The sequence below is a fragment of the Chimaeribacter sp. YP20170169 genome (assembly GCF_056739715.1).
The window spans coordinates 158259-172318 of the sequence record NZ_CP176826.1 but is presented as its reverse complement, the minus strand read 5'-3'; the positions used below and the strand labels follow the sequence as shown (position 1 = coordinate 172318).

At 63.3% G+C, this 14060-nt stretch carries 14 protein-coding genes; 11 read left to right on the top strand and 3 right to left on the bottom strand.

Features of this window, described 5'->3' with window-relative positions; genetic code table 11:
• The first annotated feature begins 24 nt into the window (after positions 1-24).
• A complete protein-coding gene (locus ACK3SD_RS20130; protein ID WP_481127880.1) occupies positions 25-651 on the top strand; it encodes a DUF1007 family protein in 627 nt (208 codons plus the stop codon).
• Complete coding sequence (locus tag ACK3SD_RS20125; RefSeq protein ID WP_481127879.1) at positions 642-1643, top strand: nickel/cobalt transporter; 1002 nt, start codon at positions 642-644, stop codon at positions 1641-1643. The genes ACK3SD_RS20130 and ACK3SD_RS20125 overlap by 10 nt, the downstream gene beginning before the upstream one ends.
• Positions 1644-1946: 303 nt before the next feature.
• Here ACK3SD_RS20125 and ACK3SD_RS20120 read toward each other — a convergent pair whose 3' ends face one another.
• A complete protein-coding gene (locus ACK3SD_RS20120) occupies positions 1947-3218 on the bottom strand; it encodes an NtaA/DmoA family FMN-dependent monooxygenase (RefSeq protein ID WP_481127878.1) in 1272 nt (423 codons plus the stop codon).
• Positions 3219-3449: 231 nt separating this feature from the next.
• Here ACK3SD_RS20120 and ACK3SD_RS20115 point away from each other — a divergent pair, with 231 nt between their 5' ends.
• The 5 genes from ACK3SD_RS20115 to ACK3SD_RS20095 are packed head-to-tail and all read left to right on the top strand — an operon-like array spanning position 3450 to position 9101.
• A complete protein-coding gene (locus tag ACK3SD_RS20115; RefSeq protein ID WP_481127877.1) occupies positions 3450-4013 on the top strand; it encodes a GNAT family N-acetyltransferase in 564 nt (187 codons plus the stop codon).
• Between the two features lie 31 nt (positions 4014-4044).
• Positions 4045-5655 (top strand): ABC transporter substrate-binding protein, encoded by a 1611-nt coding sequence (locus tag ACK3SD_RS20110; RefSeq protein ID WP_481127876.1) that lies wholly within the window; start codon positions 4045-4047, stop codon positions 5653-5655.
• Between the two features lie 10 nt (positions 5656-5665).
• The gene (locus ACK3SD_RS20105; RefSeq protein ID WP_481127875.1) at positions 5666-6667 is read left to right on the top strand and encodes an ABC transporter permease; all 1002 of its coding nucleotides are present in this window, start codon (positions 5666-5668) and stop codon (positions 6665-6667) included.
• On the top strand, positions 6664-7497 hold the full coding sequence (locus tag ACK3SD_RS20100; RefSeq protein WP_481127874.1) for an ABC transporter permease: 834 nt from the start codon (positions 6664-6666) through the stop codon (positions 7495-7497). The genes ACK3SD_RS20105 and ACK3SD_RS20100 overlap by 4 nt, the downstream gene beginning before the upstream one ends.
• A complete protein-coding gene (locus tag ACK3SD_RS20095; RefSeq protein ID WP_481127873.1) occupies positions 7494-9101 on the top strand; it encodes a dipeptide ABC transporter ATP-binding protein in 1608 nt (535 codons plus the stop codon). The genes ACK3SD_RS20100 and ACK3SD_RS20095 overlap by 4 nt, the downstream gene beginning before the upstream one ends.
• Before the next feature lie 93 nt (positions 9102-9194).
• Here the strand turns inward: ACK3SD_RS20095 and ACK3SD_RS20090 are convergent, their stop codons facing one another.
• Both ACK3SD_RS20090 and ACK3SD_RS20085 read right to left on the bottom strand, forming a co-directional pair.
• Entirely contained in the window at positions 9195-9485 is a 291-nt protein-coding gene (locus tag ACK3SD_RS20090; RefSeq protein WP_481127872.1) for a DUF1330 domain-containing protein, read from the bottom strand.
• 3 nt (positions 9486-9488) lie between these two features.
• A complete protein-coding gene (locus tag ACK3SD_RS20085; RefSeq protein WP_137765236.1) occupies positions 9489-10166 on the bottom strand; it encodes a GntR family transcriptional regulator in 678 nt (225 codons plus the stop codon).
• 499 nt (positions 10167-10665) lie between these two features.
• Between ACK3SD_RS20085 and ACK3SD_RS20080 the strand changes: the two genes are divergently transcribed.
• From ACK3SD_RS20080 to ACK3SD_RS20065, 4 genes are read left to right on the top strand one after another with little or no spacing between them, the layout of a single operon-like run.
• Positions 10666-11268, top strand: a complete 603-nt coding sequence (locus ACK3SD_RS20080) for an amino acid synthesis family protein (RefSeq protein WP_481127871.1) — start codon at positions 10666-10668, stop codon at positions 11266-11268.
• Positions 11240-12085 (top strand): alpha/beta fold hydrolase, encoded by an 846-nt coding sequence (locus ACK3SD_RS20075; protein ID WP_481127870.1) that lies wholly within the window; start codon positions 11240-11242, stop codon positions 12083-12085. The genes ACK3SD_RS20080 and ACK3SD_RS20075 overlap by 29 nt, the downstream gene beginning before the upstream one ends.
• A complete protein-coding gene (locus tag ACK3SD_RS20070; protein WP_481127869.1) occupies positions 12072-13001 on the top strand; it encodes a flavin reductase family protein in 930 nt (309 codons plus the stop codon). The genes ACK3SD_RS20075 and ACK3SD_RS20070 overlap by 14 nt, the downstream gene beginning before the upstream one ends.
• Positions 13002-13018: 17 nt before the next feature.
• Positions 13019-14059 (top strand): LLM class flavin-dependent oxidoreductase, encoded by a 1041-nt coding sequence (locus ACK3SD_RS20065; RefSeq protein WP_481127868.1) that lies wholly within the window; start codon positions 13019-13021, stop codon positions 14057-14059.
• Position 14060: the final 1 nt, after the last annotated feature.

The following is a 14060-nucleotide window of genomic DNA, read 5'->3' as shown; positions in this document are numbered from 1 at the left end:
CAACACATAAGGAACCGGTAGCGGATGCGATTGCGATTCACCCTGTTATCCCTGCTCACCCTGGCCCCGACGGCCTGGGCGCACCCCCACAGTTTTATCGATATGCAAGCCACGCTGATCCAACAGCAGAACGCCCTGACCGGCATCGAGATGCGCTGGACAATGGATGAGATCACCTCCGCCGATCTGCTTTATGACGCTGGCGATGCCAAGGCTGGCTCCGAGATCTGGAAAAAGCTGGCGGCGGAGGTGATGGCCAACGTGCTGGCCCAGCACTATTTCACCGAGTTCTACCACGGCGACCAGCCGGTCAAGTTCAAGAACCTGCCGCCCTCCTACCGCCTGCTGCGGGAGGGTCGCAAGGCGGTGCTGGAGTTTGTGCTGCCGCTGGCGACGCCGCAGCCCCTGAAGGGGCAGACGTTCCACTTCTCAACCTTTGATCCCAGCTACTTTGTCGATATGCACTATGAGAGCGCGCTGCGCATCGCCCTGCCAGCCGGGATGGAGGCGTGCAACATCACGCTGGACACCCCAGCGCCAGACGCCTCGTTGCAGGCGTATGCGCTGTCGCTGGATAAGGCGGATGCCCCGCCAGAGGAGATGGATTTGGGCCAGCAATTTGCCCAGAGGGTGACGCTGACATGTCAATGAATGACGCGGCGAAGGCCGTCCTCCGTCCGCGCTGGCTGGCGCTATGGCCGTTGCTGCTCCTGCTGGCTGGCGTGGTGTTCGCGGGTTTCTGGCTACGCAGCGCGTGGCCCGCGTTGCTCTTTCAGGGCATCCAGTGGCAGAAGGTGTTTCATGACCGGATGATCGTCCTGCTGCAACAGGTGCATGACGCCCCGCATCAGGCGGGCGCGGTGCTGATGCTGTTCAGCCTGCTGTATGGCATTTTCCACGCCGCCGGGCCGGGACACGGCAAGGTAGTGATCGTCACTTACCTCACCACCCACCCCGCGCGACTGAAAAGCAGCCTGCAACTGACGCTACTGGCCTCCCTGTTGCAGGGCGCGGTGGCGGTGGCGCTGGTCACGCTGATGTTGGGCGTACTGCACTTCTCCTCGCGCCAGCTGCATCTCAGCAGTTTCTGGCTGGAGCGCCTGAGTTACCTGCTGGTTGCCGGGCTAGGAGCCTATTTGAGCCTACGGGCAGGGCGCGCGGTGTGGCGGAGCGTCCGGGCGCTGCGTCAGCCGATCCGGCGTTTGGTGCCGGTGGGGCATGTCCACAGCGCTGACTGTGGTTGCGGCCATCGCCACATGCCTTCCGACGATGAGCTGAAGGGCGCGGCAGGCTGGCGCACCCGCGCCGCGCTGGTGCTGTCGATGGGATTGCGCCCCTGCTCAGGCGCGCTGATGATGCTGCTGTTTTCCAAGGTGATCGGCGTCTACGTCTGGGGCGTGCTGTCGGCGTTTGTGATGGCGATCGGCACTTCGCTCACCCTGTCTTTGCTGGCGCTGTTTGTGCACAGCTTCCGCGCGCTAGCCCTGCGCAGCCAGCGCGGCCGCCCTGCCCCGGCTTGGTGGCGCATCGCCCGGCCCACACTGGCGTTGGCCGGCGGCCTGCTACTGATCGCCGCTGGCATCCTGCTGTGGTTCACTGCCCAACCCGTTCTCTCCGGCGGCCTCCGCCCCCTGTTCCGCTAAAGGCAACCCTGGCCCCCTTATGGGGGCTTTCATCCCCATCCCATTCTCGGCCTAAAAGCACTGATGAGCACTGTTATTGTGTTTTGTGCTAATAATTGGTATTTAAAGTGTGTTGTAACTAATAATATTGGTGAATAGATGCTGCAATTATCATCATCTTAAGATTGGCTTCACGACGTAATCTAGGCCGTGAAGCGCGAATAATTCATAACGCATTGGTGCAGAATATGTGCTGTCAGGTGTGAATAACGCTCTAAATTGGCACCTATTAAGTGTCTAAAAGGTACTAAAAAATTACCCTTTTTACACCAACCCCAGATTCCCACGGAAAGTGTCTGCAAGGTACTCTTCGTCCAGCAGGTGACGTCTACGTAGCTCTGGCAGCAGGCCGTTGAGCAGCAGATCCTGTTGGTCAGGGTTGCCGAGGCCATGCAGGGAGATCACATCCAAAATGCCCGCGCGGTAGCGCTCTTCAATCGCGTCTGCCAGCGACTCCGGTGTGCCAGCGGTAAACCAGTGGCCGGTCTCCTGCGCCTTGACCACCAGCTCGCGCAGCGTCAGTCCCTGTAAGGCAAAGCGTTTGAAGATCTCCGCGCGGCCGCGTCGGCGGTTGACCTGGCTGATATCTGGCAGCAGCGCGGCAGGCAGTGGCTTGTCTAGCGGCAGGTGGGCGAGATCCAGGTCGCCGCCCAGCATGTCAGCTACCTTTAACCGGCCACGCTCATAGTCAATGCGCTCATGCTTCTCCTGCAAACGGCGCGCGACGTCATCCGGGCTGTCGCCAATCACTGAATGGAATGAGTTCATGATCAACGGCATCACCGCCCGGCCCAGCGCCTGCGCTTGCTGGCGTACGCCCGCTACAAAGCGCTGCGCATCCTCAAAGGTGGGCTGGGAGGTGTAGATCACTTCGGCATAGCGTGCGCCCAGCGCCACGCCAGCCTCAGACTGCCCGGCCTGAAACTGAACCGGCCGCCGCTGGGGCGAGGGCGGCACGTTGAGTGGCCCGGCCACCTGGAAGAAATCCCCGTGGTGGTTGATCGGGTGCAACTTGCGCGTATCCACCGTGATGCCGCCACCCGGCTTGCGCTGCGCCGCCTGCGGGTCATTGGCCTCGTATAGCGCGTTCATCACCGCGATAAACTCGGCGGCGCGGGCATAGCGCGACTCCGGGGACGGCAGGCCCGGCCCGCCAAAGTTCTCCTCGCCCACCGACGAAGTCACGGCGTTCCAGCCTGCACGCCCGCCGCTGACGTGATCCAGTGTGCCGATCATGCGCGCCAAATTGTAAGGGTGCTGGTAGGTGGTGGAGACGGTGGCGATCAGGCCAATCTGCGCCGTCGCCTGACTGAGCGCCGCCAGCGCCACAATCGGCTCCTGGCTACCCGTCGGGCCATCGGGATCGGGCTGTAGCAGGTCAGCGGTAAACAGGCCCGTGATCTTCTCACGCTCGGCAATTTTCGCCAGTGCGGCCGCACGCCGGATACCTTTACCCGGCTCCTGATCGTTACCGGCGAAAATAACCGGTCCGGCACCGACCAATGTTTTTAGGCGTCGTGGGTTGTGGGCAGCCAAATGCCTCTCCTTATCGTTACCGTAATGGAAAGGAATCACCATAGCGGGCAGGGTGATTTATACCAGCAACAAAAACGCATTTTATATTTAGCGTGACGCATAACGCGGCGGGAAATAGGTTGCTAATTCACCGGACGCAACAGGATAGCAATTATTGTTGTTTTACTTCCCTTCTCCCCAAATTAAATAATCGCCGCACATCCGACACCGTCAGGTCACCCGAGGGACACCATGACAGAGATCATCCGCATTGCCCGCGAACAGGAGGCGGCCGAGCTGCACGCCCTGTTGCAACGCGCCTACAAGCCGCTGCGCCAGCACGGTATCCACTTCACCATTACCCGTGCAACGGTGGAGGAGGTGCGTGAGGTGATCCGCCAAGAGACCACCTTCGTGCTGGAGCGCGCCGGGCAGCCGATCGCCACCCTCAGCGCCCGCTTTAGCTGGGCCACGCCCGTCGATAAGGCGCTCGCCCCCTGGCCGTTCCTCCACTGGTTCGCGGTGGATGAGCAGGCCAAACATCAGGGTGTCGGCAGCCGGCTGATGGGGCATGTCGAGGAGACCTTCCTGCGCGACACCCTGAAAAGCCCGGCGGTCTATCTGGCGACCGCCATCCGCCACCCGTGGCTGACCGGCCTCTACCAGCGGCGCGGCTACCAGCCGTTCCACACCGCCACCAACCCACTGGGCGTGGAGCTGGTCTACCTGCGAAAAATTTTGGATCCGGCGCGCTATCAGGCGCAGGTGCAGAAGGAGTTCGTCCGCACGCTGCCCGATACCCACCTGGTCACCTGACGCCAGACTTATCACCACCTCCGGGGACACCATGAATAAAACGCACCTACCGATCACGGCTAGCGCCCTGCTGCTGGCCTTCGCCGCCCACGCCGCCAATGACACGCCACAGCCGGGAGGCAACCTCATCTGGGGGGTGGAAACCGAGCCAAATACCCTCAACCCGCAGCTGAATGGCCAGTCCAAGGCGGAGCTGATCCTGCGCGTCGCCTACGAATCGCTGCTGGCGCGCAAAGCGAATGGCGAGTTTATCCCGTGGCTGGCGACCGGCTATCAGGTCTCGGAGGATGGCAAAACCTACACCTTCACGCTGCGGCCAGACGTCACCTTCTCCGATGGCCGCCAGCTGGACGCGCAGGCGGTGGCGGAGAACTTCCGCCATACCCAGCAGCCGGGCTACTGCGCCGGTTCCAGCCTCTGTGCGCTGGGGCGGCACATCGCCACCGTGGAGACGCCCGATGACGGGACGGTACGCATCACGTTAAAAGAGGCCTACTCGCCGTTCCTCTCCTTCGCGGCCGGGCTGAAGCTGCTCTCGCCAGCGGCCTGGGCCTCACCGCAACTCAAGGCCGGCGGGCCGGAGATTGCTGGCACCGGGCCGTTTATCCTCAAGCGCTATGACAAGGGGCAACAGATTGAGTTTGTACGCAACCCGGCTTACCGCTGGGCCTCTGCCAACGCTGCGCACCAGGGGCCAGCCTATCTGGAGGGCGTCACCTACCGCTTCCTGCCGGAGTCCTCGGTACGTACCGGCGCGCTGCTCTCCGGGCAGGTGGATGTCATTGAGGGCATCTCCGGCAATGATGCCGGTGAGTTCAAGGAGAACCCGGATTTCAGCTACCAGCACGCCCTGAATCCCGGCACCCCCTACTCGCTGTTCCTGAATGTGAAATATGGCCCTACCCAATCGCTCAACGTGCGGCAGGCGCTGCTACAGGGGCTGGACATCGCGCCGCTGCTTGACTCCATCTACCGCGGTGAGCGCACCCGCACCTGGGGCATCACCTCACCGGTCGATCCGCTGTATGACAACAGCCTTGATGGCAAATATGGCAACAACCCGGCACTGGCCAACCGGCTGCTGGATGAAGCGGGCTGGGCGACGCGTGATGCCGAGGGCTTCCGCACCCAGCAGGGGCAGCGGCTGAGTATTGAGATCATCCAGGCGCAGGCCACGGTGCGCGATCAGCGTGACGAGCTGTTGCAGGCCATTCAGGCGCAGGCGCGGCAGCGGCTGGGGGTGGAGCTGAAGATCCGTTATGTGGATGCTGGCACCTACGCCGATCTGCGCAATAGCGGCCAGTTCGGCTCCATCGCCAACTCCAACACCGAGACGGACGGCATTGACATTGAAAACCACTACCTGCCGGTCAATGCGGGCGGCTCCATCAACTACAGCCGTACCGACGCGCCGGAGATCATCCCGTTGCTGAAAGGGGCCTCGCAAACGCTGGATAACGCCGAGCGCAAGGCGTTCTATGGCCGTTTGCAGTCGTTTGCCATCCTGCAACAGGCCGTGGCGGTGCCGCTGTATGAGCCGGAAGACCAGATTGCCGCTGCCTCCTATGTACACGGCGTCGGGTTCCGCCCCTTTAAGCAGATGCCAGAAAATGCCTACGACGTCTGGCTGAGCGATCATTGAGGAGTCCATCATGAGCCTTGAGAGCAGTGTCAGTGTGCCGCACCGCCGCAAGCGCGCCGGGCGCAGCGCCCTGCCGAGGAAGATTGTCGCCCGGCTGGGCAGTGGGGTGCTGGTGCTGTGGGCGGCGGTGAGCCTCTCCTTCCTCAGTCTCTATCTGGCACCGGGTGACATCGTCAGCCTGCTGGTGGGCGAGCAGTTGCGCACGCCGGAGATTGAGGCGGCCATCCGAGCTGAATGGGGGCTAGACCAGCCGCTGTGGCTGCAATACCTGCACTACCTGTGGCGGGTGCTGCATGGCGACTTCGGCCGTTCCTACCTGCTGAACAGTGAGGTGGGCACGCTGCTGCTCTCGCAGTTGTGGCCGACCCTGAAACTCACGGGCGCGGCGCTGGGAGTGAGCCTGCTGTTTGCCGTGACGGTAGCCACCCTGACCGCCGGGCGCCCGCTGGGGCGCCGGGTGGCCGGTGCGCTGGAGCTGCTGCTGGCCTCCACCCCCTCCTTCTGGCTGGGGATCGTGCTGCTGTTTATCTTCAGTTTTACCCTGCGCTGGTTCCCGGTGGCCGGTGACCGCAATCTGGCGGCGCTGGTGCTGCCAGCGCTGTCATTGGGGCTGGCGCAGGGGGCCGTGGTGGCGCAGGTGCTGCGGCGCGGGCTGGAGGATGCGCTGGCGGAACCCTTCGCTCTGACGCTGCGCGCCTGGGGCGTCAGCAACCTGACCATCCGCCTGCGCCACGGCTTGCGCCATGCGGCACTGCCTGCAGTCACCCTCACCGGCTGGTTGGTAGGCGGGCTGCTGGGCGGCGCGGTGATCACCGAACAGGTGTTTGGCCGACCCGGCCTTGGCAAGGTGACGGTGGATGCGGTGCTGGGCAAGGATCTGCCGGTGGTGCTGGCCGTCGCCATCTTCTCGGCGTTTATCTACGTGGTGATGAGCACGCTGGTGGATATTCTCTACCTGTTGATTGACCCACGCCTGCGCACGCCGCGCCCAACTGGGGAGGCGCAGCCATGAGCCACGCGTTGCGGCTGTCACGCCGCCTGCCATCCCTTGGGCTGCTGCCAGCACTGGCCTTTCTGGCGCTGGTGCTGCTGGCGGCGCTGTTCCCGGCCTGGCTCGCCAGCTATGACCCGCTGGCCGCCGACCCGCTCCATGCCCAGTTACCGCCTTCGGCCAGCCACTGGCTCGGTACGGATCAACTGGGGCGTGACGTGCTGGCGCGCGTCATCCATGGCAGCCGTTACTCACTGCTGATCAGCCTGTCGGCGATGGGGGTAGCGGTAGTGGCGGGCACCCTGCTTGGACTGCTGGCCGGGCTGGCGCGCGGCGCGCTGGATGAGTTCATCAGCCGGGCGTTGGATGTGGTCTCCGCCTTCCCTGATTTGCTGCTGGCGCTGATGCTGATCGCCTTCACCGGCCCCGGCACTCCCAACCTGATCATTGCGCTCGGCATGGCCTCCGTGCCGCGCTTTGCGCGGGTGGTGCGCGCCCAGACCTTTGTGGTTGCCGCCTCCGGCTATGTGGAGCAGGCGCGCACCTTTGGCCTGTCGCCGCAACGGCTGGTATGGCGGCACGTGCTGCCGCACGCCATCGCCCATGTGCCGGTGCTGGCGACCCTTGGGCTGGGTTCCGCCATCATTGGCGCGGCTGGGCTGAGTTTTCTTGGCATGGGGCCGCAACCGCCCACGGCCGAGTGGGGCCTGATGCTGGCCGAGGGGCGTAACTACCTGCGCAACGCGTGGTGGGTTGGCGTCTGGCCGGGGGTGGCGATCACCCTGACGGTGTTGGCGGTCAACAGCGTTGGCCGCGTTTGGCAGGCACGTTTTGAAGGGAGAACAGCATGAGCACACCTTTGGTGATCGACATCCAGAACCTGCGGATTGAATTTGCCGCCGCGCAGGGGCGGGCCGTGGCCGTCAAGGGGTTGGATCTCCAGATCCGCCCCGGCGAATCGGTGGCGCTGGTGGGGGAGTCCGGCTCCGGCAAGACCGTCACGGCGCGGGCGCTGCTCGGCTTGCATGACCGGCGCACCCACGTCAGCGCAGACCGCCTGCTGATCAATGGTCAGGATCGTCGCCACGCCAGCCAGCGCCAGTGGCGTGCGCTGCGCGGCAAGGAGATTGGCTACGTGTTGCAGGACGCGCTGGTCTCCCTCGACCCATTGCGGCGCATTGGTCAGCAGCTGTCGGATGCGCTGCGTGCCGCGGCTCCGGGTGACCGGCGCGAGATCCCGGCGCGCAGCCTGCAACTGCTAGCGGAGGCGGGTATCCCCGATGGTGAGCGGCGGGTGGCACTCTATCCCCACCAGCTCTCTGGCGGGTTGCGCCAGCGGGCGCTGATTGCCGCCGCGCTGGCGGGCCGCCCCTCGCTGCTGATCGCCGATGAACCGACCACCGCGCTGGACATGACCGTGCAACAGCAAATTCTCGCGCTGTTGCGGCGGCGGCGCGAGGCCGGGCAGTCACTGCTGTTGATCAGCCATGACCTCTCCGTGGTGAGTGAACTGGCTGACCGGGTACTGGTGATGCGTGACGGCGAGGTGGTCGAGGAGGGCCACGCCGCGTCGCTGCTGCGCCAGCCGCGTCACCCCTGGACACGGCAACTGTTGCAGGCGGTGCCCACGCCCGCGACGCGCGGTTTCCGCCTCTCCTCGCCAGAGCCGCAGCCGCTGCCCGCACGGCGGCCACCGCCCGCGACGCCGCTGCTGGTTGCGACGGGCCTGCACAAGCACTATGGCGATCGCCACGTGGTGCACAATGTCAATTTCCAGCTCGCCGCAGGTGAGACGCTCGGCATCGTCGGCGAGTCCGGCTCGGGCAAAACCACGGTGGCCCGCATGGTGCTGGGGCTGACGGAGCCGGACAGCGGCCTGATTACCCTCGGTGGGCGTCCCTGGAGCCGGATGGAGGAGGCGGCGCGGCGCCCGCATCGCCACCTGCTTCAGTTCATTGCGCAAGATCCGCTCAGCTCCTTCGATCCCCGTTACACCGTGGAGAAGATCATTGGCGAAAGCCTTGACAGCGCGGGCATCTTTGGCGAGGCGCGGCGTCAGCGGGTGCGGCAGTTGCTTGATGAGGTGCGGTTGGGCACCGGGTTCCTGCACCGCTATCCGCGCGAGATGTCTGGCGGCCAGAGACAGCGCGTCGCCATCGCGCGTGCCTTCGCCCCCAATCCGGCGCTGCTGGTGGCGGATGAGCCGGTGAGCGCGCTGGATGTCTCGGTGCAGGCGCAGGTGCTTGACCTGCTGGCTGACATGCAAGCGGAACACCAGACCGCGCTGCTGTTTATCTCCCACAACCTCGGGGTCATCCACCACCTGGCTGATCGGGTACTGGTGATGCGGGACGGAGAAGCGGTGGAGAGTGGCGACGTGGATCAGGTTTTCCACCGGCCCCAACACCCGTGGACGCGCGATCTGCTCGCCGCCCTACCCGGTCACGCGGCGTAGTGCCCTTATACTAAAACAGCACATTAACGGCACCATGAAGGTACTAAAAAAGCACCTTAATGGTGCTTTTTTTATGCTGCTTTAACTGCGCTATTAGCCTGGCAATCCATCCACGATGGTGATCATCGCTTCAGCCACGTTGGCGCGCTGTGCCTTGGCTTGCTGGTAGGCATCTGAGTGGTAGCAGGCCAGCGCGGTTTGGTAATCGGCAAACTCGATGACCACATGCTTGGTGTAGGCAGTGCCCTCCAGGGTCTCGGCCTGCTCGCCGCGCGCCAGAAAACGGGCGTGGTACTGGCGGAAGGCGTGGGGCGCGAGATCCATGTAGTGCTGGTACTGCTGCGGGTCTTTGACGGTGACATGGGCAATCCAATAGGCAGGCATGGTTTACTCCTCGTGGGTTAGGATGTGGCGCGCCAGCGCGGCGGCCTCGGTCAGGTGCTCGGAGACGCGTTGCCGCGCCAGCGCCGGGTCGTTCTTCTCGATGGCGTCATAGATCCGTGACATGCGCTCAAAGCCAGCGATCTGCCGGTCGGGGTATTTCAGCGTCAGCGCTCGCAGGCGGCTGATGCGGCTGTTGAGCCGCTGCACAATCTCCCAGGCGATGGTGTGGTTCGCCACCAGAAACAGTGACTCGTAGAAAGCCTGCGACGCCTCCACCCGCTTGATGTCATCCTGCTCTTTTGAGGCCTGGGCGATCTGCATCAGGTTGCGGTGCAGCCGCTGCTTGTCGGCGTCGGTCGCCAGCCGGGCGCAATCCTGTGCGGCCTCCTGCTCCAGCAACTGGCGGATGTTGTAGATCTGCTCAGCGGCCTGCCAGGTTAGCACCGCGACAATCGGCCCCTTTTTTGGCACGTTCTCAATCAGCCCCTCCGCCTCCAGATAGCGGATCACCTCTCTGACCACGCTGCGGCTGACGCCCAGCTCCTCACTGAGGGTGCGCTCCACCAGCCGGTCACCGGCACCAAAATAGCCGGAGATAATCGCCTGACGCACCTTGGTCAGCGCCAGCTCACGCAGGGTAATGGGGGTGTTGTCGATTTTAAGTGTGTGGTGTTGGGCCATGGGTATCCTTGTGCCAGAGTGAAAAACGCGTCGTTAACGCCTGCCTTGGGTACTATTAGCACCCCGCCGGATGTCAGGCAATGTCACCCAATGCCTCCTTCAAAGGCTGGCTCGCCTGCCCTATCGGCTGCCCTCGCTAAATCAGCGGTGGCTCACAATTTCGTAACATTGCCAAAAATGGTGCTGCCAATTACTGACCGCTGCCAGAAGTTCCGCTTTTAAAGCAGGCTTATCAGTGAGTTGTATAACTGCCCTTCCCTCGCCCGGCTTTTGCCCGGCCCTTGTTGGCTCAGAGGCATCAGGGCGTTTTCTTTCCCTTTCATGCGTCATAAAAGTGCTTGAAAAATGTCATCTATTTGTCAGCAACCGCGCCTTGCACGCTGCTCAATAAGTATTCCGTATGATGGTATACCACATTTTGACATACCATGAGACCCAATGTTATATCCCGACCTGAGACTTCACATTAACATTTTATTTACTTAATTGAGGTGATGACATGCATCCAGCTATCCGCAAAACCGTGGTCTCCACTGAGACGATCTACAGCGACGGGGGCAAGGCCGCCGGCTCCCCTCTGGTGATGATCGCTGCCGCCGCCGTGGTGAAGAACCCGTGGGCCGGTGAGGGCTTCGTGGAAGATCTCGCGCCGAAAATCCGTGAGATGGCACCGGTGCTGGGCGAACTGCTTACCGGGCTAATCATCAAGGAGGCTGGCTCCGGCGAGCGGGTGCAGGCGTTTGGCAAGAGCGCGGTGGTCGGGCTGGATGGTGAACTGGAGCACGCCTCGGCGCTGATCCATACCCTACACTTCGGCAACCACTACCGCTCCGCCGTACAGGGCAAAAGTTACCTCGCCTTCAACAATACCCGTGGCCCGGCCAACTCACCGATCCTGATCCCGATGATGGGCAAGAACGACGAAGGCAGCCGCGAGCACTACCTGACCCTCCAGTTCAACATTAACGACGCGCCGTTCAACGATGAGATTGTGATTGCCCTCGGCGCGGCGCTGGGCGGCCGTCCGCACCACCGCATCGGCAACCGTTACCTGGATTTGAAGGAATTGGGCCATGATCCGAAAAACCCTGCTGCTGTCTGAGTGCAACCTGCGCGCCAGCTATCTGGAGGCCGGTGATGGCCCGCCGCTGGTGCTGATCCACGGCGTCGGCATGAATGCCGCCGCGTGGTATCCGCAGATTGAGTGGCTGAGCCGCACGTTCAAGGTGATTGCCGTCGATATGCCGGGCCACGGCCAGAGCGAGGGTTTCCAGCACGACGCCACCCTGCCCGACTATGTGCGCTGGCTGGCCGCCCTGCTGGCGACGCGGCCGGAGGGGCGCTTTGCGGTGGCGGGTCACTCGATGGGTGCGCTGATCACCGCCGGGCTGGCGATTGACTATCCGGCGCTGGTCAGCCACGCAGTGGTGATCAGCGGCGTGTTCAAGCGCAATGACGCCGCCCGTGAGGCGGTGCTGCAACGGGCGCAGGAGCTGGCTACCGGCCATGCCCGCCTCGACTCACCGCTGGAACGCTGGTTCAGCGACACGCCAGAGGAGCAGACGCTGCGCGCACAGGTTGGCGAGTGGCTGCAACAGGTGGATGTAGAGGGCTACGCCCGCGCCTACCGCGCCTTTGCTGGCGGCGACCGCACCTATGCCGATCGCTGGCAGGCGATGCGCTGCCCGGTGCTGGTGATGACCGGCGAGTTCGATGCTAACTCCAGCCCGGCGATGGCACGGCAGATGGCGCAGGCCGCCCCGCACGGGCGCGCCGTGATTATCGAGAATGCGAAACATATGGTGAACCTAACCGATGCCGAGCGGGTCAATGAGGAGCTGCTGATGTTCCTCCGCCCGGCGGGGGGTTCCCGCTCTTTATCCCCCACACCTGAAGGAGTGGCAGATGGACGCAGATAAACGCAGACAGTTACGTGACGCCTTCGGCGCCTTTATGACCGGCGTGACAGTGGTCACCAGCCGCGACCCACAGGGGCAGCCGATCGGCTTTACCGCCAACTCCTTCTCTTCGGTGTCGCTGGATCCGCCGCTGCTGCTGGTGAGCATCGACAAGCGCTCGGCCAACTTCAGCAACTTCACCGGCTGTTCGCACTTCGCCATCAACATCCTGTCGGAGCAGCAGCAAGAGACTTCCAATATCTTCGCGCAGAAGATTGAGGATCGCTTCTCGCTGATCGGCTGGCGGCCAGCGCTCTCTGGCGCACCGTTGATTGACCATAGCTCGGCATGGTTTGACTGTGCGCTGCACCAAGTGGTGGATGCGGGCGACCACGCCATTTTGATTGGCCGCGTGGAGCAGTTTGACTCCTGCGGCACCGCCGGGCTGGGCTACTACCGTGGTGCCTACTTCACCCCGGCCCGCAGCGCCGAATCGCTGTTGGCAGGCCCGGAGGTGGTGGTGAGCGCCCTGATCGAGTGTCAGGGGCACACGGTGATGGTGGATCAGGCCACCGGCGGCCCGGCGCTGCCGTCACGCCGCGTCGGCCAGCACAGCGTCAGTGACACGCTCAAGGCGCTGCTGGCCGATCTCGACATCTGCGCCAGCCCCGGCGTGGTCTACTCGGTGTATGACGACCGCCAGCAGAACCGCCAGCACATCGTGTTCCTGTGCGCCATGCCGACGGAGGCCGCCGACCCGCTGCCGACGCCACGCGGCGGGGAGTGGTTTGACCTGAGCCGCGCCGCCGCGCTGCCGCTCTCTGACTCGGCGCTGAAATCCCTGCTCAACCGCTTTGTGCGCGAGCACGCGGTCGGCAACTACGGCATCTATTACGGCGATGAGCAAAGCGGCTCAATCAGGCAGTTCGCCAGCTAACCTACGAGGATAACCGCATGAAAATGTCCCTGTTCCTCCATATGGAAAGAACCTCGCCCGAGGAGTCCCAACAGCAGCTGTATGAGGAGATGATGCAGCTCTGTGAAATCGCCGATCGGGGCGGGATGCACGCCATCTGGACGGGCGAGCACCACGGCATGAACTTCACCATCGCCCCGAACCCCCTGATCAATCTGGTGGATATCGCCCACCGCACCCAGCATGTGCGACTTGGCACCGGCACCATCATCGCGCCCTTCACCCACCCCATCCGGTTGGCGGGCGAGGCGGCGATGACCGACGTGATAACCAACGGCCGGCTGGAGCTGGGCATCGCCCGCGGCGCGTACTCCTATGAGTATGAGCGCCTGATGCCGGGCCTTACCGCCTGGGACGCTGGCCAGCGGATGCGCGAACTGGTGCCTGCGGTGAAAAAACTGTGGGAGGGCGACTACGCCCATCAGGGCGAGTACTGGTCATTCCCCTCCACCACCTCCGCCCCGCTGCCGAAACAGCAGCCCCACCCGCCCATCTGGGTGGCGGCGCGTGACCCCAACAGCCATGAGTTTGCGGTGAAGAACGGCTGCAACGTGCAGGTGACGCCGTTGCACCAAGGCGAGGAGGAGATCGTGCGGCTGGTGGAGTGCTTCAAGGCGGCCTGCCAGCAGTTCGCGCCCGAGAAGCCGCTGAAGATCATGCTGCTCCAACACGGCTACGTGGCGGAAGATGAGGCCGACGCGCAACAGGCGGCAGAGGAGCTTAACCGCTTCTACAACTACTTCGGCGCATGGTTTAAGAATGAGCGGCCGGTGGAGCAAGGGCTGATCGCGCCCCTGAGCGACGAGGAGATCGCCGCCAACCGTTACTACACGCCGGAGATGATGCGCAAAAACCTGGCAATCGGCACGCCGAATGAGGTGATCACCCGGCTGAAACAGTATGAGGCGATGGGTTATGGGGAGTTTTCCCTGTGGCTGGACAGCGGCATGACCTTTGCACGGAAAAAGGCATCGCTGGAGCGCTTCATTCGCTACGTTATGCCTGAATTTCGTGACTAGG